Origin of the sequence: Mesorhizobium loti CJ3sym, from assembly GCF_000472785.1 — a bacterium.
GTDB classification, from domain to species: domain Bacteria; phylum Pseudomonadota; class Alphaproteobacteria; order Rhizobiales; family Rhizobiaceae; genus Mesorhizobium; species Mesorhizobium loti_E.
Window position 1 is genome coordinate 1 of record NZ_AXAL01000001.1, and the last position, 22,479, is coordinate 22,479.

Consider the following 22,479-nt stretch of genomic DNA (forward strand, 5'->3'; position numbering starts at 1 on the left):
CAAGCGCGGCATAGTCGCCTGTATCCCGTCCAAAGCCAACCGCAATCTGCCGATCCCGCACGACACCTTGCTCTACAAAAGCCGCCATAAGATCGAGAACATGTTTGGCAGGCTCAAGGACTGGCGGCGCATCCACACACGCTATGACCGCTGCGCCCACACCTTCATGTCCGCGATCTGCATCGCTGCAACCGTAATCTTCTGGCTCTGATCAATGAGTCCTGAGCCTAAGTTACGAGAAGTTTCCTCCCGTCAGCCCGCCGGTTCATACCGGCGGGTTTTTTCTTAGCCCGTCACACCGCAGGCAACAAAAAAGCGGAGCCAAAGCCCCGCTTCCTCGATATCGAGATTGCCGCCGGTTCATCCGCGGTCGGCCAATCGATCGACAATCGCTTTTTATCGTATCTATGCGACGGGAGTACGACAGAACTCCTGTCGACAACCTTTGCCCCTATGCGCGCTCGATACGGCATTGATAACAATTGTTGCGCGCCGAGCGGACATGCAGGTAGGCAATATCGTCGCGTTCGAACAGCGCCTCGGCCCGCGCAGCAATCGCCTCAGTCGGGATGACACCGCCGCTGCCGTAGACGATGCGGTTATCCCTGCCATAGCCGCGCACAATGTAGTCCGGGCTTTCGAGAATCTCGGGAAGCGCCCCGGTCACGTTGGCGCGGCCGCATTCCTCGGCATGCAGAAAAATCGGCCCGGTTTCAGCATAGGGCTGAAGGTCCGGAAATGGCCGGTAAGCCAAAATGAGATAGGCGTCGCCCGCGGCGATGTTCTTCAGACAGTGCCGGCAAGGCATGCCGTCACCGTCGGAAATCTTTCGCTCGGGCGTGTGGCCGTAGGCATCCGGGCCGCCAAACTGCAGGGCTCTAACATCCTGGGTCGGCAGGGCTTTGAACTGAATGGTCATGGTGAAATCTCCGTGTCGTTGCCGGAAATTATCCACTCAGGCCGAAACTTCCCACCCGATTCCTGCCAAGTGACGAAGGACCGATCGAGATCCTACGATCAGTCCTGGCCCGCTCAGTTCGAATTGGCGACCTCCCAATTCAAATAAATAAAGCCGGCTAATAAATTGGAATGAACGCTCGCAGGTCAACGGATAAAATCGTCAAAGCGGCGAAGCGTCACCCGGCGATTCTGCCAATTTTCGTTCTGCGTCTGGACGAGCAAAAACTCCTCACCATAGCCGACCGTCTCGAGTGCGTAGCCGGGCACGCCGAATTCGCGCACCAGCGTGCGCTTCAGCGAAGCGGCGCGCTGTTCGGACAGCGCCTGGTTCGACTGGGAGGAGCCGACGGCGTCGGTATGCCCCTCGATCAGCACACGGGCGCCGGGATCGCGGCGCAGGATGCGCTGCAGCGCGTCAGCGATATTCTCGATCTTGTCGTATTGCGAACTGGAGATGGCGGCCGAGCCGAAGGCGAAATTGATCGACTGGATATCGATGGAGCGCGCCATGCGGCGCAAATCCGGCCGGCGCTTGAATTCACGGATGGTGACGCGCTCGTTCGGCCGCAGCTTCACCCGGGGCGCGGCCTCGAGCTTTCGCTCGATCGTCGCGGCCGAAGGCGTTGTCGCTTGGGCTGCAGCAAGGCTCGGCAGGGCAATCGCTGCGATCGGCGCTGCGGCAAGTGTACGGCGGGTCAGCATGTCGTTTTCTCCTTCGGCGTCAGCCGCATTGATGGTGCGGGCAACATGCCAAAGGCAGGCTGAAGCGGCGATGAACGACGGGTTCAAGATCCGGCTGACGTCGGATTCCGGTTGAAATCAGGGCCGCATGACGCTGGCCGAGCGTTCGAGGAACGGCAGCGGATGCACAGTCTCTTTCTTTTGCGCCACCGGTGCAAAACCGAGCTTCTGGTAGAGCGGCAGAGCCGCGGGATGATCGAGCGTGCAGGTCTGCACCGTCACCCGCTTCGGCCCATACGACCATGCGGCGGCAATCGCAGAGCCCAGGAACCAGCGGCCGAGGCCCAGGCCGGTGGCATGTTCCATCATGCCGAAATAGGCAAGCTCCACTTCTTCGGGCAAATGCGGCTTGAGATCGAAGAACCCTGCCGGCGCGCCGTCGAGATAGAGCACCCTGATGTCGCGATCCTCACGGTGGATCCCGGCCGAAAGCTCGTCGTCGTCCAGCCTCAGAACATTCACCCAATGCCATTTGCGGCCGACCCGATCCATCAAATAACGGTAGAAATGCAAGGGAATGTCCTTGGTCTTCAGCAGTGCGACCTGCCTGTTATAGGGCACCGGCGGCGTATAGGTCGGCGGCACATGCATCTCGAGAAATGTAACGGTCACTTCTATGTCTTCCAGCACGCCATTTTGCATCGTCTTTATTCCTTGCCGGTCACCACAGGCGTGTCGGAGAGCCCGCCCCACTCGGTCCATGAGCCGTCATAGAGCCTGTTGTCTGTGTGGCCAAGCGTCTCCAGCGCCAGAGTGATCACCGCGGCGGTGACTCCGGAGCCGCAAGATGTGACGACGGGCTTCGAGAGGTCAATGCCGGCCTCCTCGATCACTTTGCGCAAACGGTCATTCGACAACAACACGCCGTTTTCCGACAGTGCGGAGTACGGCACATTGCGCGCGCCTGGCATGTGGCCGGAGCGGATACCCGCACGGGGCTCTGGCTCAGCCCCAGTGAACCGGCCCGGTCCACGGGCATCGGCGATCTGGCTCTCCCTGGTGTCGACGATCCGGCGCATGTCAGCGAGACTGGCAACGCGACCGGCGTCGCAATCAGCATGAAAGACGCTTGGCGCGATCTTCGTCGGTTCCGTCGTCACCGGTCGGCCGGCCGCTTTCCAGCCGTCGAAGCCGCCGTCCAGGATAAAGGTCTGGAAGACGCCCATAATCCGGAACATCCACCATGCCCGCGGCGCCGAGAAGAAGCCCGGACCATCATAGACGACGATGGTGTCATCCGCCGAAACGCCCATCGCACCGACATACTGGGCAAAATGCTGCGGTGACGGCAGCGTATGTGGCAAAGCAGAGTCCGGATCCGACACCGCGTCCTGATCGAGGAACCGGGCACCTGGTATGTGTGCCGCCTCGTATTCGGCGCGAGCGTCGCGTTTCTGCGCCGGAAGGTACCAGGACGTATCGACAATCGTCAGGCCCGGCTCGCCGAGGCGCGTCTGCAGCCAGTCCGCGTCGACGGTGAAAGGGCTGTCTTCGGCCATTCTTGTTCTCCTGCTTCGTCTTCGGCAAAACTTTGTTTAGCTTGACAATTTGGATGCGTTCCGGCCAGGCGACATTCTGTTTTGATACGCGACACAGTCAGCCGCAGCAGTCCATTGATTCCGATTGTTTTCATGTTTCGTGGCGAGTACGGATTGATCGTTATGATCTGGGGTGGGCGGGGTCAACAATCTCGGCATGAGCAATCTTCTGTTTTCGCGTATTCCCAGCAATCCGGTTTCGCTGGGACTCGTTTGCAACTTCATCGCGCATTATCCGCCGTTCGACGGTTACGAGTTCGGCCTGATGGTGAAGACGCTGCGCTACCAGTTGGATCAGCAGACACACATGATCGGCTCGATCGACGACGCCATCGTCGCCTATGTCGGCTGGATCCAGACCAGCCGCGAGATAGCCGAGGCCTGGGCGACGAATGGCGGGCCACTCAATCCCTTTCCCGGCGGCGACGCCACCGCGGTGACCGTTCTGGCAACGCGGTCCTCGTCCCACATGCTGCCGATGATCAAGGAAGCCAAGCGCATCAACCTGGACAGATCGGTATTCTGGAAACGCGACTTCATCGACAATCGCGGCTCGGTCAAGCGTGCCGTCCGCAAGCGCGACCTCTGATGCACCCGACCGGTACCGCCGAGGCACTGACGCAAGAGATCCTCATCCGGCTAGATGACCGCTACGCCGCGATGTTCGTGCGCATCCGGCGGCCGGCCGGCACGCCGCGCGCAACAGTGTTCTGCCTGCACGGTTTCACCGGTAACGGTGCCGACTTTGATTACCTCGCCACCTTCCTGTGCCGCAACGGCTTCCTGGTCGTCTGCCCCGATATGTTGGGGCGCGGGCGCAGCGCCTATCTGGGGTCCGGCTACGACATCAATGTCTATTCCAAATGCCTGCGTGCGCTGGGCGAGTTCGCCGGCACGGAAAACCACTTTATCGGCACTTCATGGGGCGGCACGATCTTGCTGTTGTTTCTGCACATGACCCGCTCCAAGGCCTCGAAGATCGTTCTCAACAATGTGCCCATGCTCGGCGGACCTAAGGTTGACGAGATGAGAAACGAGGTTCTGAAAGAGAGCGTGCTTGTATTTCCAACCCGCGCGGCGGCCAAGGAATATCTAAGCTCCACCAGAGACGTTATGGGGCGGGTCGAGGACACGGTGTTCAACCGCTATGTCGAGAATAGGATAACCGCCGGTCCGGATGGCTTCCGACTTGCCTTTGATCCGGCCACCACGGGAAAGTTCGGCGCCATGGCCAGCCGCGAATACGATCTGTTCCCGATCGCCGGCAAGATCGACGCCCACATCCTGCTGATGTACGGCCGCAACAGCCAGATCATTGCCCGGCAGGCCATCGAGCGCTCACGGCTGGCGCGCCCTGATCTGTGGCTTGTCGACAACATTGATGCGGGCGATCCACCATCGCTGATGTCGCTGGACCAGGCCCTGCTTATCCTGGGGTTCCTGTCCGCAGTCTGAAATTTGGATTCTAGTCGTGGCGGAGTTGGTTCCAAAAATGCATTTCGACGATTTGTACAGTGAATATGTCGCCGCGACCTATGATCGCCAAAGCTCAATCGAAAATCCCGCCAAGATCCTGATTTGCACGACCCCGCGAACGGCGGGGCATTCCTATTGTCAGGTGTTGCAGCAGTTTGGCCTAGGAATACCTACCGAGTATTTTCAGTGGCTGTATGCCTTGCCGTTGATGAGACGCTGGTCGGCTGACAACACCATGGACCTTGAAACACTCAATGAGCAGGGGCCGGCATACGGTCGCCATCTCATGGAGAAAAGAACCGAGAACGGCGTCTTCAGCGCAAAGATATTTTATGAGAACCTGCCATTCGCGCGCAGTTCAATCGGCGTCGACGACGACTACTCGTTCTACGTTTTCCTCTCCAGGAGAAACAAGGTCGATCAAACCATAAGCTTGCTCTCGGTGCTTCAAACGGGCCAGCCATTCGACAGCCAGGAGACACTGCCTGGAATTCCAAGGGTGACAGTTTTGAACGAGAGGGTGGTCCGAGATGCCGCGCAACACATTTTGAATGGCGAGATCAGGTGGAAGAATTATCTGAACACCGTTGATAAAAACAGAGTGGCTCACGTCTTCTATGAGGACTTTATCGCGAACCAACAGGAAAACGTATCCGCCACAATGAGCAACTGGCTCCCGGGCTTCGAGCTGAAGTCAAATGACACGTCGACAAGCAGACGCTATGCGCAAGGTGTCGACTTCAAGGACATGATCGGAAGGCAATTCGGCGCCTTGATCCGACGGTTTTGGCGAGACCATGCCTGATCTAACCTGTCATCTCATCGACACGAAACACCAACCGAAGATTCCTGCGCGGGCCGCAACGCCAGCGCATAGTCGAACCGGATTATATCGTCGGCACGACTGAATGCGAACTGCCGCACAACGGCCAGAATCGCCTCCTTGACTTCCAGCCGGCCCAGACGGGCACCACCACACATGCGCGGTCCGGTGAGAAATGGAATAAAAGCCCGTCGGTCGAAGCTGTTCTCCATGAATTCCTTGCGGCTGGCGTCGAAGACACGCGGGTTTGACCAGAAAGCCGGATGCTGGTGCACGCCGACGATCGATACCATGATCAGTTGCCCGGCGGAGAGGTCCCGGCCGTCGAGAACTGTATCGGCGCCGACTTCCCGGGTCAGGAACGGTATCGGAGGGAAATAGCGCATCGTCTCGTTGATGATGCAATCGGTGTACGGCGTTTGCGCCTCGCCCGAGAGAACCTCGGCATGGATGCGCTCCTGCACCTGCTGGTTGGCCCCCAGCCGATCGATCACCCAAAGTGCGGTCGTGACCGTTGTCTCGACGCCGGCGAAGAAATTCATGACGAACTCTTCCACCGGCGAAAAGCCTTCTACATCAGTGGCTTCGCTTCTGAAGCGGTCCATCTCCGCAGCGGCCCGGGGATCTACCATTAGCAGCGATGCGAAATCGGCGACCACCGCGCGAGCATCCTGGATGGCGTTCGCACGTTCGGCGGTCGTCGGCGTCACCCAGGAATAGTATTGGAGACGCCTCAGCACGTCGCGGGCCCTGTTGAGCAGCAACAGCGTCGCCGCCATGTCGGGAACAAGGCCGAAGGCCCGGTAAAATATCGTCATCGACGCGGCGAACAAAGCTTGCTGGATGGCTGGTAGCGTGGAGGCGCTACTGGACAGACAGGCGGTGAAGATTTCCGCCACGGCATGCTGCTGCGCTGGCCTGGCGGCCGCCAGATAAATATCCTGGGTGACGGCGCGCCGGACCGACCAGTCCTCATCATTGGTGTTGAAGCGGCTGAAACCCAGGGCCGAGATCAGGGAGAAGTTCTTTCGGAAGAGCTCCGGCGCCTTGACGATGACGTCGACGGTCTCGGGATTGTCGAAGACAGTCAGATTGCCGAGATCTCGGGCTTTCCCGTTCGGCCCCACCTGCCCGCTCTGGCCGAAAAGCACATAGACGAGGTTGTTGAGCACGCTTTCGATTTGCGCTGGATTGTCCACCAAACCCCCTGTCAGTCGCGGCTCGGTCAGCCCCAGCGCGACGCTTATCACATCTGTCCAACGGCGCTACCGAGCACCGTGGCAAAGCAGCAACATCACCTGGTAAAATTTCTGGCCAGACTTGCTGCAATGTGCCGTTAGGATATGTCTGTAATGTTAGATTCTGGGGCAGAATTTGGGCGGGGTTAAGTAATGCGCGCTAGGGCATCAAGTAAACTGTTGGCGACGGTCGCGGCATCCGCCGCTTCGGTGACTTCTGCGGGCGTGGTCGCGGCGCATGCAGAGGATGCGAAGGTCACGGACCCTTCGGTCATCGATTCGCGCGTCAAGATCGCCTTCGAGGGTGCGTTCTTTCAAAACAACGTCCACAGCGACGACAAGACCGGCGGCAGCGACAAGCTTGGAAACAGCAATGGTGACTTCTCAGGTTCGATCGCGCTAACCAAACAGATTTCTTCGGACATGGACTGGCGCCTTGCAGGTGCGTTTCACTTGGGCAAGAACCGGTCGTTCGATCGCAGCGGCCCGACAACCGGGTTCGGCAATCCGGGCACATTGACTATTGGCTACGGCGACGACTACAGCTTCCAGGCGTTCGATTTCGATGTCGGCAAGCACGTCAAGGTTCAGGCCGCCGATATCCGCTTCTTTGGCGGTCTACGCCTGGTGCATTCGGATGAAACAGGTGTTGTCTCCGAAAGCTTCGCCCCGGACAATCCGACCGACAAGGGGGGCTCAGCCGACAAGGTAGGATCGTCGGAATATTGGGGCATTGGGCCGCGTGTCGGTGCCGAGGCATACTACCCGCTGAGCGAAACCTGGGGGCTGACAGGCGCGGTTTCCGGCTCCGTCATGTGGGGCCGCCGCAACGACCGTGTCGGCGTGAATGTCACGAGTACCAATCCGGATAATCACGCATCCGTTACACTGTTCAGCCAGTCCTCCAGCCAGACAGTCACCAATCTCGACGCCTCGGCCGGCCTGAGCTGGACCCCCCTTGCCGGCGCCACCTTTACGGCTGGCTACAAGGTCGAGCAGTGGCACAATCTGCTTATCAATGCGGACAGCACCACCCAGACCTTCCACGGACCGTTCCTTCGTCTCGAAGTCAAAATGTGACCATAGCAACCGGCATACGGTGAGCTTGGGCGCGATGTTCGAATCCAGGATCGCGGTCAACGGCAACGTCAAATTGCACTACACGGCGGCGGGCTCTGGCCCGCCGATCGTCTTTCTACACGGCTTTCCGGATCATGGAATGGGCTGGCGCCGGCAGATGCAAGCGCTTTGCGACCGCTATCGCGTGATCGCTCCGGACCTGCGTGGCTTCGGACAAAGCGATGCGCCGCAAGGCTACGGCAACTATGTGCTGACCAATCTGGTCAACGACGTGCTGGCCGTTCTGGCCGCTGAAAAGCTGACCCAGGCCGCCATTGTAGGCCACGATTGGGGCGGTATCATCGCATGGTGGCTGGCCATACGAGTGCCGCAGGTCGTGCGCCATCTCGTCCTGTTGTCGACGCCGCACCCGCGCAATCATCTGCGTGCCCTTGCCGACCCGGCCAATGCCGAGATCACCGGCTATATACGCCGCTTCCAGGTACCGGGCGCAGCCCAGATGCTGGACATCAACGAACTCTGCGCCTGGGTCACCGATCCGGAGGACAGGCAAGCTCTGGTGGACTCCCTCGGTCGATCCGATCCGGAGGCGATGTTGGGCTACTATAGAGCCAATATACCGCTTGGCAGAGTGCCTGACTTAGGGCAGTTGCCTCTCGTCAAGGCGCCGACCCTGGTGCTGTTCGGCACCGATGATCCCTATGTCCCAGCCAGCGCCTTCGATGGCACGTTTCGCGAGGTCGACAATGTAACCGCGCTGGTGGCGCTACCCGGCGCCGGTCATTTCATCCACCATCAGGCAGCCAAGTTCGTCACCGAGCAGATCGAAGCGTGGGTGGAGCGACCACTTTCCAGTTTCCGACACCTTGGGTAGGCAAGGAGTCTCCGGACAGCCTGAGCAATTATAGACGGCTACACGATTTTAGTTCGCCGGCGCCGGACCAAAGCGTATCCGGAAGCGCCTGTTCTCGCGGCCCTTCTTTTCGATCTTGCCGATGTGGATTTCGCCGATTTCGCCGGTGCTTTTCACATGCGTGCCACCGCAGGGCTGGCTGTCCACCGTGCCGTTCTCACCGATGCAGACCAGGCGGATCTTGCCGGTGCCGACCGGCGGCCGGACATTCTTCGACTTCACCAGGCCAGGGTTCGCGGCGAGTTCCTCGTCGCTGATCAGCCTGGTGAAGATCGGATGATCGGCCCGCACCAGCTCCATCAGGCTCGCGGTTACATCTTCCCTGGTGAAGCCGGCGTCAGGAATATCGAAATCGACACGGCTGTCGTCCTCAGAAACGGAAGCGCCGGTGATCGGAAACGGGCAGACGACGGTGAGAAGATGGCAAGCCGCGTGCATACGCATCAGCAGATGCCGCCGCTCCCACAGAACCGCCAGTTTAACCTTCTCGCCGACCGTCAGGGCCGCCTGCGCCGGTGCCGGCACATGGATGATCTCATCCTTGGTCTCACCGGTGATGGTGGCGGCAATCTCGATGCGATTTCCGTCATCGCACTCCAATAGCCCGGAGTCACCCGGTTGGCCGCCCGAGGTGGCATAAAAGATCGTCCGGTCGAGGATGATGCCACCACGGTCGTTGATGGCGACAACCGTGGCGTCCGCTGTCTTCAGGTAGGCATCGTCGCGAAACAGTGTTTCGGTCTTGTACGCCATCAAGCGACCTTTTCGAATGGCACCGAAATGGTGCTCTTCAGCTCCATCCAATCCGGCACCGGCAGGTTCTTCTCGCGCAGGAATTCAGGGTTGAACAGCTTCGACTGGTAACGTGTGCCGTAGTCGCAAAGAATGGTCACGATGGTGTGGCCGGGACCCAATTCCCTGGCCAGCCGGATCGCGCCGGCGATGTTGATGCCGGTCGAGCCGCCGACGCAAAGGCCTTCTTCCTGGATCAGGTCGAAGACGATCGGCAATGCGTCCTCGTCCGTGATCTGGAAGGAGAAATCCGGGGTGAATCCTTCGAGGTTTGCGGTGATGCGCCCCTGCCCGATGCCTTCGGTGATCGAACTGCCTTCGGCCTTCAATTCGCCGCTGGTGTAGAAACTGTAGAGTGACGCACCCAGCGGATCGGCGAGCGCGATCTTGACGTTCTTGCTCCTGGCCTTCAGTCCGAAAGCGACACCGGCAAGCGTGCCACCCGACCCAACCGCCGAGACGAAACCGTCGACCTTGCCACCCGTCTGGTTCCAGATTTCCTCGGCGGTGGTGCGGACATGGCCGTCGCGATTGGCGACATTGTCGAACTGGTTGGCCCAGATGGCACCGTTCGGTTCGGTCCGCGCCAGTTGCGTAGCGAGCCTTCCCGACAGCTTCACATAATTGTTGGGATTCTTGTACGCCACAGCCGGCACCTCGATCAGCTCGGCGCCAAGCAGCCTGATCGTGTCCTTCTTCTCCTGGCTCTGAGTATCGGGAATGACGATGACGGTGCGGTATCCCAGCGCCTTGGCGACCAGCGTCAGCCCGATGCCGGTGTTGCCGGCCGTGCCCTCGACAATGACGCCGCCTGGCTGCAACAGGCCACGCTGTTCGGCGTCGCGGATGATGAACAGGCCGGCGCGATCCTTGACCGACTGTCCCGGATTCATGAACTCGGCCTTGCCCAGTATCTCGCAGCCGGTTTCTTCGGACGCTTTGTTGAGGCGGATCAGAGGCGTGTTGCCGATCGCGTCGATCACAGAACGAGGCATTCAGGATTCCTTGTGTGCATGCGCCGAAACCCTAGAAACCCGACGCTTCGGTTTCAAGGCAAGAATTTGTCTGGTCCAGTCGCATTTCCAGCACAGCCGAGCATGGACACCCCCAAGACCGGGTGGATATCGCACAGTTCATTTACACCTGGCGTCGAAAAGCACTCTTTTCATTCGATTCCTTCGTCGCTAGAGCAAGACACCAACAAGTGGCAGGGCACAGCATGACACTCTATAGGGCCGATCCGAAACACGGCGTCGCCTGGGTCACGGGCGGCTCAAGCGGCATTGGCCGCTCGCTGGCCAGGGATCTGGCGTCCCAGGGCTATGCTGTGGCGGTGACCGCGCTGGACGACGATCCGATCGACACGCTCATCGTCGAGACCGCGCAGATGCCAGGCAGCGTCACGGCTTTTCCCTGCGACGTCAGCGACGAGCCGCGCATGGAAAAGACGGTGGCCGCGATCGAGAAGGAACTCGGCCCCATCGTGCTCGCCGTCTTCAACGCCGGAAACTACATTTCCACGCCTGGAGAGGCTCTCGTCGTCAAGGATTTTCGCCGCTCCTTCGAGGTCAATTATTTCGGCATCATCAACGGGTTGGTACCGGTCGTGGACTATATGCGCGTTCGGTCGCGCGGCCATGTCGTGCTGGTTGGATCGGTCACCGCCTATTTCGGCTGGCCGACCACGGCCGCCTATGGCGGGACCAAGGCGGCGATCAACATCCTGGCCGAGTCGCTGAAATACGATTTCGACAAGATGAACATCCGCGTCCAGGTGATAAACCCCGGTTTTGTCGACACGCCGCTGACCGAGAAGAACATGCTGCCGATGCCCGGCCTGATGCCGGTTAGCCGTGCGACGCGCCGCATGATGAAGGGCATCAAATCCGGTGGCTTCGAAGTCACTTTTCCATACAGGACAAGCTGGCCGCTGAAATTTCTCAGCCTGTTGCCCAGGCCGGTGTGCAGAGGAGTGATCAGCCTGATGACCAGTTGGAAGGCAAGGCCGCTGAACTACGACCGCAAGCCACCAGGCGAATAGTACGCTGCCGAAATTGTTGTGTGCCGCGCTCCGGCCGGCCGTTGCCTGATTGTGGCCGCCGCCATACGTTGAGATCATCTTGCGTGGAGTTTGCCATGGGGCGACAGATCGTGCTGGCTGTGCTGGGTCTCGTCGCCATCCTTTCACTGGCCTTCCTGCTTGGCCCACGCGTTCCCGTCGACACCACGATCCGCTTCGATCCCTCCGTCATCGGTGACGATCCGCAGGCTTATGTGGCCAAGGTGGAGGCCGCCGTGCCCGGTATCCGCGACGGGCTGGAGAAGGAGATCGTCTGGGCCGATCCGATGGTGCATGCCAGGACGCCGCTGTCGATCGTCTATATCCACGGCTTTTCCGCATCGAAGGGCGAAGTCCGCCCCTTGCCCGACGATGTGGCCGACCAACTCGCCGCCAATCTGTTCTACACCCGGCTTACCGGTCATGGGCAGGACGGCGCGGCGATGACGCAAGGCAGCGTCAACGCCTGGATCAACGACTATGAGGAGGCGCTCGCCATCGGCCGGGCAATCGGCGACAAGGTGATCGTCATCTCGACCTCGACCGGCGGTTCGCTGGCGGCATGGGCGGCAACGCGGCCGGGCGCTTCGGATGGGGTGGCAGCCATTGCGTTCATCTCGCCCAATTTCGGAGTGAAGGCGTCCGGCGCCGAAATCCTCACCATGCCATGGGGCAAACAGATCGCCGAACTCGTTGCCGGCAAGGAACACAGCTTCGTCCCGCGCAATGCGCTGCACGAGAAATTCTGGACCACCAGATATCCGATCGCCGCGACCATGCCGATGCAGGCATTGACGGAACTTGCCTATGGCGCGCCGGTGGAGAAGGCTGATATCCCGGCGCTGTTTATTTTCTCGGATATGGACAAAGTCGTGCGGCCCGACCGCACGCGTGAGATCGCCGCCCGCTGGGGCGGCGCGCACGAACTGGTCCCTATCGAAAGCTCTGGCGATCCCGACAATCACGTCATTGCCGGCGACGCGCTGTCGCCATCGACCACGGCCTTCCTTGCGCAGCGGATTGCCGTCTGGATCGAGGCCGTGGCGAAGTAAGGGTTGGAGACGAAAAAGGGCGGCTGAAGCATCACTTCAGCCGCCCTTTCTTTCAGTCACAGTCAGTTAAGCCGGACCGACTGGTCCGCCCCAACAGATGATGGGTCAAGCAGCCCGGGCCGCCGGACGCTTGCCGCCGAAGCGGCGCTTGTTGTTGCCCTTGAAGGCCGGCTTGGCGCCTTCCGGCTTGCGCTCACCGGCAAAGGCCGGCTTGTCGCCGAAGCGCTTCTTGCCAAAACCGTTGCCCTTGTTCTCGCCGCCGGGACGCCTGCCATCGCGGCGACCGTTGCGGTCGTTGCGGTCATTGGCAGGCTCGAAGCGCTCGTTCTTTTCAGCCGGATTGCGCACAGGATCGGGGCTGCCGAGATGGTCGGCAACGATCGGCAGCTTGGTGCGGATGATGCGCTCGACCTGGCGCAGCTTGCTGTTCTCGGAAGGATCGCAAAGCGTGATCGCAATGCCGTCCATGCCGTTGCGGCCGGTACGACCGATGCGGTGGACGTAGCTTTCGGCTTCGTCCGGCAGATCGAAATTCACGACATGGCTGATGCCGGGGACGTCGATGCCGCGTGCGGCAATGTCGGTCGCGACCAGAATGCGAACCGAGCCTTCGCGGAAGTCGTTGAGTGCCTTCTGACGGGCATTCTGCGACTTGTTGCCGTGAATGACGGCGGCCTTGAAGCCGTCGCGCTCTAGGTCCTTGGTCACCCGGTCGGCACCATGCTTGGTACGCGAAAAGATGATGACGGACTTCATCGCCTCGTCGGCGAGCATCGTCGACAGAACCTGGCGCTTCTGCTTGGTGCGGGCGAAGACGACGCCCTGCACGATCTCGGCGGCTGCGGTGCTCTGCGGCGAGACTTCGATGCGCACGGGGTTCTTCAGGAGGCCCTTGGCCAGCTCGGCGATCTCGTCGGGCATGGTTGCCGAGAACAGCGCCGTCTGGCGATCAGGCGCGGTCGCCTTGGCGATGCGCTTGACGTCGTTGATGAAACCCATGTCGAGCATGCGGTCGCCCTCGTCCAGCACCAGCCATTTGGTGTCGGAGAGGATGAGGTCGCCCTCGCGCACCAGGTCGGTCAACCGGCCGGGCGTGGCAATGAGGATGTCGACGCCGGGAGCAACCTTCTTCACCTGGCTGAAGCGCGAGACGCCGCCCAGCACCAGTGCGGTCGAGACATGCTGGCCTTTTGCGAGGATCTTAATGGTGTCCTCGATCTGCACGGCGAGTTCGCGCGTCGGCGCCAGGATCAGCGCGCGGGTCGTCTTGGCGCGACGCTTGGTGCCAAGCGCGGTGATCTTCGAGAGAATCGGCAGTGCAAAGGCCGCAGTCTTGCCGGAGCCCGTCTGTGCAATGCCGAAAATGTCACGGCCTTCCAGCTGCGGCGGGATGGCCTGCGTCTGGATCGGCTTCGGCTCGGTGAAGCCGGCGTTATGGGTCGCCTTGAGCAGCGTACCTGTAATTCCCAATGCGGCGAAACCGGAGAGTTCCCCAGAGTCCGTACCGGGCAAAGTGTTTTCGTTGGTCAAAATAATCTTCTTTCATACGGCTTCTTGGCCGCAAACATCGATGGCGGCAGGGCGCAACCTGCCGTCGAAAAATTTGATATGAAACGACAAGGCGGGCGGACGGTAACGTCCACTCGGCTGCGCTGTCGTGCCCGCAGGCATCATGCCACGGGGCTTTTTCACCGCCTTGCCAACCAATCGGGGGCCGATTTGCCGGAAAGAGGGAAAACAGACGCAACCAGTCTCATTTGTCGAGAAGGCCGGAATCTCCCGGCCCAAGCGCCTATGGGCTGCATATGGCTGAGTTCGCCCCGGAATGCAAGGGGCGTCATGTTGCAACGCAGCAAAAACGGACCAAAAGCCAACGCTTGCGCTCCCCGGCGGGCATCATTACCACAAATGCAGCTTTCATGTGGGGACCGGGCGATGAAGGATGTGCTGAAGGAACTCGAGCGCCGGCGCGAGATCGCCCGCATGGGTGGCGGCCAGGCGCGCATCGACGCCCAGCACAAGAAGGGCAAGCTTACCGCGCGCGAGCGCGTCGAGGTGTTTCTCGACGAGGGTTCGTTCGAGGAGTTCGACATGTATGTCGAACATCGCTCGACCGATTTCGGCATGGAAAAGACCAAGATCCCCGGCGATGGCGTCGTCACCGGCTGGGGCACGGTCAACGGCCGCCCGGTCTACCTCTTCGCCAAGGATTTCACCGTGTTCGGCGGCTCGCTGTCGGAGGCGCACGCCGAAAAGGTCATCAAGGTTCAAGAAATGGCGCTGCGCAACCGCGCACCGATCATCGGCCTCTACGATGCCGGCGGTGCACGCATCCAGGAGGGCGTGGCAGCTCTTGGCGGTTATGCCGAGATCTTTCAACGCAATGTGCTGGCGTCCGGCGTCATTCCGCAGATTTCCGTAATCATGGGCCCGTGCGCTGGCGGCGACGTCTATTCGCCTGCCATGACCGACTTCATCTTCATGGTGCGTGACACCTCCTACATGTTCGTCACCGGGCCGGATGTGGTGAAGACCGTTACCAACGAGACGGTCACGGCCGAGAGCCTCGGCGGCGCCTCGGTGCACACGACGAAATCCTCGATCGCCGATGGCGCCTATGACAATGATGTCGAGACGCTCTTGCAGATGCGCCGGCTGGTCGATCTGCTGCCTGCTTCGAACACGTCGGAGATTCCCGAGATCGAATGCTACCAGTCGGTGACCGACCACGACCTGTCGCTCGACCGGCTGATCCCCGACAACGCCAACAAACCCTATGACATCCAGGAACTGATCCTGAAGGTTGCCGATGAAGGCGACTTCTTCGAGATCCAGCAGAATTTCGCCAAGAACATCGTCACCGGCTTCGGGCGCGTCGAGGGCCGCACGGTCGGCTTCGTCGCCAACCAGCCGATGGTGCTGGCCGGTGTTCTCGATTCCGACGCCAGCCGCAAGGCGGCCCGTTTCGTGCGCTTCTGCGACTGTTTTTCGATCCCTATCGTCACCTTCGTCGATGTTCCAGGCTTCCTGCCCGGCACCGCGCAGGAATATGGCGGGCTGATCAAGCACGGCGCGAAATTGTTGTTCGCCTATGCCGAGGCAACCGTGCCGAAGATCACCGTCATCACCCGCAAAGCCTATGGCGGCGCCTATGACGTCATGGCGTCAAAACACCTTCGCGGCGACATGAACTATGCCTGGCCGACGGCGCAGATCGCGGTGATGGGCGCCAGGGGCGCGGTCGAGATCATCTACCGCAAGGACATTGGTGACGCGAAAAAGATCGCAGCCCATACAAAGGCTTACGAGGATCGCTTCCTGTCGCCTTTTGTCGCCGCCGAGCGCGGCTATGTCGATGAGGTGATCATGCCGCACTCGACCCGCCGCCGTATCGCGCGCGCGCTGCGCATGCTGCGCAAAAAGGACATGCAGAACCCCTGGAAGAAGCACGATAACATTCCGCTATGAGGCGAGAGATGGGCGTCTGTCAGAGATAGCTGTCGAGCACTCACTCATCCTCAGCCGCCCCGAACCCCGCGCCCGTGGCGGTGGTGCTGGTAGGGCTCGCCCATGGTGTTGCGTGATTGTCGATGCGCATCTGGAAGATGAAATAGGTCGGTGAGCAGAAGCCGATGCCTTTCACTTTTGAAATGCCCGGCGTGTCGGGCGGCATTGATTGGCACATATAATCCTCGCGGCAGAAATGCTCGGCATCGCAGGCTGGCCGGTTGCCGCGATTGACCGCGCCGCCGAGGCACTGATCGAAATTGTTGGTGGCCACGCAGATGTCGAATTTCTTGCCGCCGACCAAGCCACAGATCTCGTTCGGCAACGGCTTGCCGGCTTTGAAGGCTGCGAAGGAACGGTCCTTGTCGTCGCAGCCGCGATAGGCGATGCCGGCCGGCACGCCGATCTTCGGCGGGCGGCACGTATAGGCGGTGCGCGAGACATCCGGCGCGAAGGCCGCGAACTGACCCGTGATGCTGTAGCGGTCGTTGAAGGGTTGCGCCGCGTTGCTGGCAATCGACCCGGTCAGGCAGGGATGGCCCGAGAACATTTTGGGGCTGTCCTTGGGCAACAGGCACTGCGCCAGAGTGGTGCGCACGCCTGATGCGGTTGCCAGCGGCGTACACACGGTGCCGCCGCCGCATTGCCAGGTCGCACCGAAGCGGGCGGCATCTTCCGGCATCAGGCATGGCATCGCCATCCCGGCTGGTGCGTAGTTGATGTCGCCGTTATCAATCCATGTGGCGGGTGGCGCGAAGGACAGCGGCCGGTAGCGGTTCGGCTCCTTGCCCTCTTGCGTTGCGCGCAGCCAGGCTACGCGTCGCGGGATTTCGGCGTGAAGATGCGGCGAGATGCCGACCTCTACGCGGTTCAAAGGCGACGTGGTCTTGTCGTCGAGGCCGATGAAATGAAAACCAGCGGTGGAGCCTGCCTGATGGCAACCCTGGCAGGCGCCATTGTCCAGCCGCTCGACCAGCGCCTCCGGCGTGCGCACCAGTTTCAGCGCCGTATAGTCCAGACCGGCGAAATCCGCTGGCTGGAACAACGGCGCGAACGGATGGTTGGCTTGTCTGGCGCTGCCGAAGGTCGACCACGAGATCACCTTCTTCGCCAGGAATTCGTCGGGGATTTCATAGACGCCGAGATCGACCGCTGTGACATTGGCGCTGACATAGTCGGCGAGCCTTTTCTTCAGCGCCGCATCGTCCGAGAGCCGCGCGACGTCAGGCGTGTTCTCCAGCGGCTTCTCGCTGATAGTCGCGCCATCGATGCCGAGTATCCGCATGAGGTAGGCGGCCTGCCCGCCGAATTCGGTCTCCTGGCCCGAGGGAAAGCGCACGACCTGCGCGTTGAGTTCAAGTTGCTTGAAGGTGAGCCCGGCTTTCTCCAGCGGTCCGCCGGTCAGCCAGCCGGCATCGACGGTCTCGTCCAGTTGCGGCGTCCAGCGCCCGGCGATGCCGACGCAGCCGCCATCGGCATCGGGTGCCACGCTGTAGACCGCATTGAAATTGAACGGCAGACGCGACGCCAGTTGCTTGCCGTTCTTCCGGAAACTGTAGGCCAGGCGGTAGATGAAACGGACCTCGCCGCAGCTCTTCTCACCCAGCACGACAGCAAAGTCGCGACGGTCGAGCCGGTTGACGACGCCGACCAGCCGGAAGCGCGCCACTTCGGTCTTCAGCCAGCGCATATCCATGATGCGACCGACATTGCCGTCGGTCACCTCGTAGAGCGGCCGTCCGCCGGCCTTCATCTCGGCGCGCAGCGTGGCAATATCTGATGCCACGGTATCGACGATCGCATGATAGGCTGGCGCCTTGTCGTAGAGGGTTTTCAAATCGCCCTCGCCCACCGCGCCAAAAAGTGCGGCGAAGCCGTAGTCCTTGGCATCGGGGGTGGCGAGCACCGCTGGGTCATCGACGATCGTCACCGGCTGCCCAGCTCGCACGCCATTCGACGCGAACAGCGCGATGATGGCCGCAACGGCGAGCGCGAACCAATTCACCCGACAGGCACTTTCTGCCTTGCTTCGACCAGTTCATGCAGCACCGGCAGCAGCGCCAGCGGCAGGTCCTCGGCAATCAGCCCCGGGCCGGACCGGCTGCCGGCTTCGGCATGGATCCATACCGCAGCGCAGGCCGCCTCGAACGCCGGCATGCCTTGCGCCAGCAGCCCGGCGGTGATGCCGGACAACACGTCACCTGATCCTGCGGTCGCAAGCCAGGCTGCGCCGTTGGCATTGACCGCCGCCCAGCCATCGGGAGCGGCGATCACCGTGTCGGCGCCCTTGTAGACAATAATGGTATTGGCACGTGCGGCCGCCGCACGCGCCTTGTCCAGCTTGGACGAGGTGATGTCGCCAGCGATGTCAGGAAACAGCCTGGCGAATTCTCCGTCATGCGGCGTCATCACCAGGGCGGGCGCGTCTTGCCGATGCGCGGCTTCGAACAAGACATCTGGCGCCTCGCGAAACGAGGTGATCGCGTCGGCGTCGAATACAAGGCCATCGATCCGTGCGGAAGCATCCTGTGGCTGGCCGGAGGCAAGGAGCGCGAGCCCGAAGGTCCGCGTTCTTTCACCAACACCAAAGCCAGGCCCGAGGACAAAGGCAGAAGGCCGGCGTTCGCCGACAAACGCCACTATGTCCGCGACGTCATCGGTCTTGCGCAGCATGATCGAGGTCAGGTGGGCGGCATTGACCTGCATGGCGTTGCCGGGAGACAGCACGGTCACCGCCCCTGCTCCGCTGCGAGCTGCCGCGAGCGCCGACAGCCGTGCCGCCCCGGTGGCGCTCGGCCCGCCGGAAAAGACCCCGACATGGCCACGCTTGTATTTGTGCGCGTCGACTGCCGGCACTGGGAAACGGCGCAGCCAGTTTGCCGGCTTGTTCTCTGACGTCCTGGGTTGGAGGCGTGCAATGATGTCGTCGCCAATGCCGATATCGGCGAGCACGATCTCGCCGCATCGCTCCCGACCCGGCAACAGCAGATGGCCGTGCTTCTTGCGAGCGAAGGTCACGGTGACGTCGGCGTCAAGTGCCTTGCCGAGCACTTTGCCACTGTCACCGGAAACACCGGAAGGCAGGTCGATCGCGACAACCGGCAAATGCAGATCCGTGGCAATATCGACCGCCCTGGCGGCATCGCCGGACAGCGGCTTGGACAGCCCTGCCCCGTAAAGCGCGTCGACGACGATAGAGCCGGCTTCGGCGGCAAATTCCGACAATGGCCGCGGTTTGATCGGGCATTCCGCCGCGGCGAGGGCCGCATCGCTTTCCCGCCTCGGCATGCCGCTTGCCCACACCGTCGTGGCAACGCTGCTGCCGGCCAGAATGAGGGCCACGACATAGCCATCGCCGCCATTGTTGCCGGGGCCACACAATACGTGGACGCGCATCGCTGTGGGATAGCGCGCCAGCACCACGGCCGCGACCGCCTCGCCGGCACGGCGCATCAGGCCGATACCGTCGATTGCGCCGGCGGCAATCGTCAGCCGGTCCGCCTCACTCATTTGGGCGGGAGAAAGAAGTTCGTTGCTCATGGATTGCCGATCCGCATTCGATCAAGCATTGTCCAGTTTGTGGTTCGAAGCAAACAGGAGGAGTTGCAACGATCTGCCGCCATACCGTTCAGATGGATGTCGCAGGCGCAGAGTTGCCCGCAATATGGGCGATACGCCTAATTTTTGTGCGGACAGCAGGGCGGCAACCGATCGGGCTTCAGCAGCCATGCCGCATCCGGTGCAGCGAATGACGCGAAAGTGCATCCCGGCGTGGCGCGGCTTTGAAATCATATGATACCGCTTCGAATCCGTCTATCTGGCACAGTTCGTGCTTGAAAGAGGCGCAAGCGGGGGGTCAAAACCCGTTTTTTGGCAGTGGAGGCCACTTTTTACATGAAAAAGATCGAAGCGATCATCAAGCCATTCAAGCTCGACGAAGTGAAGGAAGCGCTTCAGGAGGCCGGACTGCAAGGCATCACCGTGACCGAGGCAAAGGGTTTCGGGCGCCAGAAGGGCCACACCGAACTCTATCGTGGCGCCGAATATGTCGTCGATTTCCTGCCCAAGGTGAAAATCGAGGTCGTGCTCGGCGACGATGCTGTCGAAGGCGCGATCGAAGCCATCCGCAAGGCGGCCCAGACCGGCCGCATCGGCGACGGCAAGATCTTCGTCTCCAACATTGAGGAAGTGGTGCGCATCCGCACCGGCGAAACCGGAATGGACGCGGTCTGACCCGGCCATCTCCGAAGAAACGTCATCCATCAAAAAAAACGTCATCAAACAGGGATACATGACATGACGACAGCCAAAGACATCATGAAGCAGATCAAGGACAACGACGTGAAATTCGTCGACCTGCGCTTCACCGACCCGAAGGGCAAGTTGCAGCACGTGACGATGGATGTCGTCGAGGTCGAGGAAGACATGTTTGCCGACGGCGTCATGTTCGACGGCTCCTCGATTGCCGGCTGGAAGGCCATCAACGAGTCCGACATGGTGCTGATGCCCGATCCGGACACGGTCCACATGGACCCGTTCTTCGCGCAGTCGACCATGGTCATCCTGTGCGACATTCTCGACCCGGTCTCGGGCGAATCCTACAACCGCGATCCGCGCGGCACGGCCAAGAAGGCCGAGGCCTACATGAAGGCCGAAGGCATCGGCGACACCATCTATGTCGGCCCGGAAGCCGAATTCTTCGTCTTCGATGACGTCAAGTACAAGGCCGATCCCTACAACACCGGCTTCCAGCTCGATTCCACCGAATTGCCGTCGAATGACGACACCGACTACGAGACCGGCAATCTCGGCCACCGCCCGCGCGTCAAGGGCGGCTATTTCCCGGTGCCGCCGATCGATTCCGCGCAGGACATGCGTTCGGAGATGCTGACCGTGCTCGCCGAAATGGGCGTGCGCGTCGAAAAGCATCATCACGAAGTCGCTGCCGCCCAGCACGAGCTTGGCATCAAGTTCGACGCGCTGGTGCGCAATGCCGACAAGATGCTGATCTACAAATATGTCGTGCACCAGGTCGCCAACGCCTATGGCAAGACGGCAACCTTCATGCCGAAGCCGATCTTCGGCGACAACGGTTCGGGCATGCATGTCCACATGTCGATCTGGAAGGGTGGCAAGCCGACCTTCGCCGGCAATGAATATGCCGGCCTGTCGGAGAATTGCCTGTTCTTCATTGGCGGCGTCATCAAGCACGCCAAGGCGGTCAACGCCTTCACCAACCCGCTGACCAACTCCTACAAGCGGCTGGTGCCCGGCTACGAAGCGCCGGTGCTGCTCGCCTATTCGGCACGCAACCGCTCGGCCTCCTGCCGCATCCCGTTCGGCTCGTCGCCGAAGGCCAAGCGTGTTGAGGTCCGCTTCCCCGATCCCGGCGCGAACCCTTACCTCGCCTTCTCCGCGTTGCTGATGGCCGGTCTCGATGGCATCAAGAACAAGATCCATCCGGGACAGCCGATGGACAAGGATCTCTACGACCTGCCGCCGAAGGAGCTGAAGAAGATCCCGACCGTCTGCGGCTCGCTGCGTGAAGCACTACAGAGCCTCGACAAGGACCGCGGCTTCCTGAAGGCCGGCGGCGTCTTCGACGACGACCAGATCGACAGCTACATCGAGCTGAAGATGGCCGAGGTGATGCGCTTCGAAATGACCCCGCATCCAGTCGAGTACGACATGTACTATTCGGTCTAAGATCCTGCTGGGATAACAATGCAAAGCCCTTGAAGGTTTTCCGCCTTCAAGGGCTTTTTGCTGTCACCCAATGGCTATAGATCGCGCGGCCGGCCGCGCAACAACGGGCACTCTCTTCTGGTTTCTGGGATCGTTAGATAGCTGGACTTGCCTGGGCCTGTGGCCACCAGCAGAAGCCGCAAATGAGGCTGGCCGGCGTCTATCGAGCGCAATCGATCGCCAGGAGCGAGCGGCGCACTGCCTCAGGCTGCAATGCCCGCTCGTCCGGCGCCCCCGCCAATGCTGTCGTTCAAGAAACCCCGCCCCGTTCGAACAGCACCGCTTTGGCGTAACCCCGGCCACGAATACGCATGCCGCGGCGTGATCTGTCAACGCCGCCGGCCAGAGGTGTCGAACGTGGATTTCGGTGTTTGATCAGAGGCTTATATAACTGATCATTGGTGTACGGACGACCTGAAACAGGCTGTTTTCCGGGCTTTTTCAGGGAACACGGAAACGCACAGCACCAATGGTGGCCAGGAGCGTCAGCCAAAAGCCTCTCCATCAGGTGAATTTGCCCGATCCTTTTCAACCTGACTTTTTTTGGGGGAATTC

The 22,479-nt window shown here is 60.9% G+C and carries 21 protein-coding genes; 11 read left to right on the forward strand and 10 right to left on the reverse strand.

Annotation, left to right across the window (positions count from 1 at the left end):
* A partial coding sequence (locus A3A9_RS0100005; protein ID WP_027056974.1) for a transposase occupies positions 1-211 on the forward strand: 211 nt, incomplete at its 5' end.
* Between the two features lie 240 nt (positions 212-451).
* On the opposite strand, the gene A3A9_RS0100010 is transcribed toward A3A9_RS0100005, so the two are convergent.
* The 4 genes from A3A9_RS0100010 to sseA all read right to left on the reverse strand — a co-directional run bounded on the left by A3A9_RS0100010 (position 452) and on the right by sseA (position 3,200).
* Entirely contained in the window at positions 452-919 is a 468-nt protein-coding gene (locus tag A3A9_RS0100010; protein ID WP_027056975.1) for a DUF1203 domain-containing protein, read from the reverse strand.
* A 185-nt stretch (positions 920-1,104) separates the two neighbouring features.
* Positions 1,105-1,662: an OmpA family protein gene (locus A3A9_RS0100015; RefSeq protein ID WP_027056976.1), complete on the reverse strand. Its 558-nt coding sequence runs from the start codon at positions 1,660-1,662 to the stop codon at positions 1,105-1,107.
* A gap of 117 nt (positions 1,663-1,779) precedes the next feature.
* Entirely contained in the window at positions 1,780-2,343 is a 564-nt protein-coding gene (locus A3A9_RS0100020; RefSeq protein ID WP_027056977.1) for a GNAT family N-acetyltransferase, read from the reverse strand.
* A 5-nt stretch (positions 2,344-2,348) separates the two neighbouring features.
* Positions 2,349-3,200: a 3-mercaptopyruvate sulfurtransferase gene (sseA, locus tag A3A9_RS0100025; RefSeq protein ID WP_027056978.1), complete on the reverse strand. Its 852-nt coding sequence runs from the start codon at positions 3,198-3,200 to the stop codon at positions 2,349-2,351.
* A 196-nt stretch (positions 3,201-3,396) separates the two neighbouring features.
* Between sseA and A3A9_RS44740 the strand changes: the two genes are divergently transcribed.
* Genes A3A9_RS44740 through A3A9_RS0100040 form a run of 3 tightly spaced genes read left to right on the forward strand, consistent with a single transcriptional unit; the run spans position 3,397 to position 5,520 of the window.
* Positions 3,397-3,828, forward strand: coding sequence for a hypothetical protein (locus tag A3A9_RS44740; RefSeq protein WP_161634462.1), 432 nt, complete (start codon positions 3,397-3,399; stop codon positions 3,826-3,828).
* Positions 3,828-4,694 (forward strand): alpha/beta fold hydrolase, encoded by an 867-nt coding sequence (locus A3A9_RS44745; RefSeq protein ID WP_027056980.1) that lies wholly within the window; start codon positions 3,828-3,830, stop codon positions 4,692-4,694. The genes A3A9_RS44740 and A3A9_RS44745 overlap by 1 nt, the downstream gene beginning before the upstream one ends.
* A 37-nt stretch (positions 4,695-4,731) precedes the next feature.
* Positions 4,732-5,520 carry a Stf0 family sulfotransferase gene (locus tag A3A9_RS0100040; protein WP_027056981.1) on the forward strand — a complete coding sequence of 263 codons (789 nt, stop codon included), beginning with the start codon at positions 4,732-4,734 and terminating at the stop codon, positions 5,518-5,520.
* 14 nt (positions 5,521-5,534) lie between these two features.
* Here A3A9_RS0100040 and A3A9_RS0100045 read toward each other — a convergent pair whose 3' ends face one another.
* A complete protein-coding gene (locus tag A3A9_RS0100045; RefSeq protein WP_027056982.1) occupies positions 5,535-6,788 on the reverse strand; it encodes a cytochrome P450 in 1,254 nt (417 codons plus the stop codon).
* 168 nt (positions 6,789-6,956) lie between these two features.
* Between A3A9_RS0100045 and A3A9_RS0100050 the strand changes: the two genes are divergently transcribed.
* Together A3A9_RS0100050 and A3A9_RS38000 are read left to right on the forward strand one after the other, a co-directional pair.
* Positions 6,957-7,856: an Lpg1974 family pore-forming outer membrane protein gene (locus A3A9_RS0100050; protein ID WP_027056983.1), complete on the forward strand. Its 900-nt coding sequence runs from the start codon at positions 6,957-6,959 to the stop codon at positions 7,854-7,856.
* 34 nt (positions 7,857-7,890) lie between these two features.
* Entirely contained in the window at positions 7,891-8,730 is an 840-nt protein-coding gene (locus A3A9_RS38000; protein WP_033838245.1) for an alpha/beta fold hydrolase, read from the forward strand.
* A gap of 48 nt (positions 8,731-8,778) precedes the next feature.
* Here the strand turns inward: A3A9_RS38000 and A3A9_RS0100060 are convergent, their stop codons facing one another.
* A complete protein-coding gene (locus A3A9_RS0100060) occupies positions 8,779-9,522 on the reverse strand; it encodes an alanyl-tRNA editing protein (RefSeq protein ID WP_027056984.1) in 744 nt (247 codons plus the stop codon).
* Complete coding sequence (locus A3A9_RS0100065) at positions 9,522-10,556, reverse strand: cysteine synthase A (protein WP_027056985.1); 1,035 nt, start codon at positions 10,554-10,556, stop codon at positions 9,522-9,524. Before A3A9_RS0100065 ends, A3A9_RS0100060 begins: the two co-directional genes overlap by 1 nt.
* 224 nt (positions 10,557-10,780) lie before the next feature.
* On the opposite strand from A3A9_RS0100065, the gene A3A9_RS0100070 reads away from it, so the two are divergent.
* A complete protein-coding gene (locus A3A9_RS0100070; RefSeq protein ID WP_027056986.1) occupies positions 10,781-11,602 on the forward strand; it encodes an SDR family oxidoreductase in 822 nt (273 codons plus the stop codon).
* Between the two features lie 95 nt (positions 11,603-11,697).
* Positions 11,698-12,672, forward strand: a complete 975-nt coding sequence (locus A3A9_RS0100075) for an alpha/beta hydrolase (RefSeq protein ID WP_027056987.1) — start codon at positions 11,698-11,700, stop codon at positions 12,670-12,672.
* A gap of 105 nt (positions 12,673-12,777) precedes the next feature.
* Here A3A9_RS0100075 and A3A9_RS0100080 read toward each other — a convergent pair whose 3' ends face one another.
* Positions 12,778-14,202 carry a DEAD/DEAH box helicase gene (locus A3A9_RS0100080; RefSeq protein WP_027056988.1) on the reverse strand — a complete coding sequence of 475 codons (1,425 nt, stop codon included), beginning with the start codon at positions 14,200-14,202 and terminating at the stop codon, positions 12,778-12,780.
* Positions 14,203-14,607: 405 nt separating this feature from the next.
* Here A3A9_RS0100080 and A3A9_RS0100085 point away from each other — a divergent pair, with 405 nt between their 5' ends.
* Positions 14,608-16,140 carry an acyl-CoA carboxylase subunit beta gene (locus A3A9_RS0100085; RefSeq protein WP_027056989.1) on the forward strand — a complete coding sequence of 511 codons (1,533 nt, stop codon included), beginning with the start codon at positions 14,608-14,610 and terminating at the stop codon, positions 16,138-16,140.
* Positions 16,141-16,180: 40 nt separating this feature from the next.
* Here the strand turns inward: A3A9_RS0100085 and A3A9_RS0100090 are convergent, their stop codons facing one another.
* Complete coding sequence (locus A3A9_RS0100090; RefSeq protein WP_027056990.1) at positions 16,181-18,184, reverse strand: hypothetical protein; 2,004 nt, start codon at positions 18,182-18,184, stop codon at positions 16,181-16,183.
* Entirely contained in the window at positions 18,181-19,719 is a 1,539-nt protein-coding gene (locus A3A9_RS0100095) for a bifunctional ADP-dependent NAD(P)H-hydrate dehydratase/NAD(P)H-hydrate epimerase (RefSeq protein ID WP_027056991.1), read from the reverse strand. Before A3A9_RS0100095 ends, A3A9_RS0100090 begins: the two co-directional genes overlap by 4 nt.
* A 354-nt stretch (positions 19,720-20,073) precedes the next feature.
* Here A3A9_RS0100095 and A3A9_RS0100100 point away from each other — a divergent pair, with 354 nt between their 5' ends.
* Both A3A9_RS0100100 and glnA read left to right on the forward strand, forming a co-directional pair.
* Positions 20,074-20,412 (forward strand): P-II family nitrogen regulator, encoded by a 339-nt coding sequence (locus tag A3A9_RS0100100; RefSeq protein ID WP_006205430.1) that lies wholly within the window; start codon positions 20,074-20,076, stop codon positions 20,410-20,412.
* 63 nt (positions 20,413-20,475) lie between these two features.
* A complete protein-coding gene (gene glnA / locus A3A9_RS0100105; protein ID WP_027028868.1) occupies positions 20,476-21,885 on the forward strand; it encodes a type I glutamate--ammonia ligase in 1,410 nt (469 codons plus the stop codon).
* The last annotated feature ends 594 nt before the right edge of the window (positions 21,886-22,479 follow it).

What these genes read in the sequence shown, in the direction of transcription:
- A3A9_RS0100065 (WP_027056985.1), bottom strand. Translation starts at nt 10,556, where the DNA reads ATGCCTCGTTCTGTGATCGACGCGATCGGCAACACGCCTCTGATCCGC.
- A3A9_RS0100020 (WP_027056977.1), bottom strand. Translation starts at nt 2,343, where the DNA reads ATGCAAAATGGCGTGCTGGAAGACATAGAAGTGACCGTTACATTTCTC.
- A3A9_RS0100085 (WP_027056989.1), top strand. Translation starts at nt 14,608, where the DNA reads ATGAAGGATGTGCTGAAGGAACTCGAGCGCCGGCGCGAGATCGCCCGC.
- A3A9_RS0100060 (WP_027056984.1), bottom strand. Translation starts at nt 9,522, where the DNA reads ATGGCGTACAAGACCGAAACACTGTTTCGCGACGATGCCTACCTGAAG.
- A3A9_RS44740 (WP_161634462.1), top strand. Translation starts at nt 3,397, where the DNA reads ATGAGCAATCTTCTGTTTTCGCGTATTCCCAGCAATCCGGTTTCGCTG.
- A3A9_RS0100040 (WP_027056981.1), top strand. Translation starts at nt 4,732, where the DNA reads ATGCATTTCGACGATTTGTACAGTGAATATGTCGCCGCGACCTATGAT.
- A3A9_RS0100075 (WP_027056987.1), top strand. Translation starts at nt 11,698, where the DNA reads ATGGGGCGACAGATCGTGCTGGCTGTGCTGGGTCTCGTCGCCATCCTT.
- A3A9_RS38000 (WP_033838245.1), top strand. Translation starts at nt 7,891, where the DNA reads ATGTTCGAATCCAGGATCGCGGTCAACGGCAACGTCAAATTGCACTAC.
- A3A9_RS0100010 (WP_027056975.1), bottom strand. Translation starts at nt 919, where the DNA reads ATGACCATTCAGTTCAAAGCCCTGCCGACCCAGGATGTTAGAGCCCTG.
- A3A9_RS0100015 (WP_027056976.1), bottom strand. Translation starts at nt 1,662, where the DNA reads ATGCTGACCCGCCGTACACTTGCCGCAGCGCCGATCGCAGCGATTGCC.
- sseA (WP_027056978.1), bottom strand. Translation starts at nt 3,200, where the DNA reads ATGGCCGAAGACAGCCCTTTCACCGTCGACGCGGACTGGCTGCAGACG.
- A3A9_RS44745 (WP_027056980.1), top strand. Translation starts at nt 3,828, where the DNA reads ATGCACCCGACCGGTACCGCCGAGGCACTGACGCAAGAGATCCTCATC.
- glnA (WP_027028868.1), top strand. Translation starts at nt 20,476, where the DNA reads ATGACGACAGCCAAAGACATCATGAAGCAGATCAAGGACAACGACGTG.
- A3A9_RS0100070 (WP_027056986.1), top strand. Translation starts at nt 10,781, where the DNA reads ATGACACTCTATAGGGCCGATCCGAAACACGGCGTCGCCTGGGTCACG.
- A3A9_RS0100100 (WP_006205430.1), top strand. Translation starts at nt 20,074, where the DNA reads ATGAAAAAGATCGAAGCGATCATCAAGCCATTCAAGCTCGACGAAGTG.
- A3A9_RS0100095 (WP_027056991.1), bottom strand. Translation starts at nt 19,719, where the DNA reads ATGAGCAACGAACTTCTTTCTCCCGCCCAAATGAGTGAGGCGGACCGG.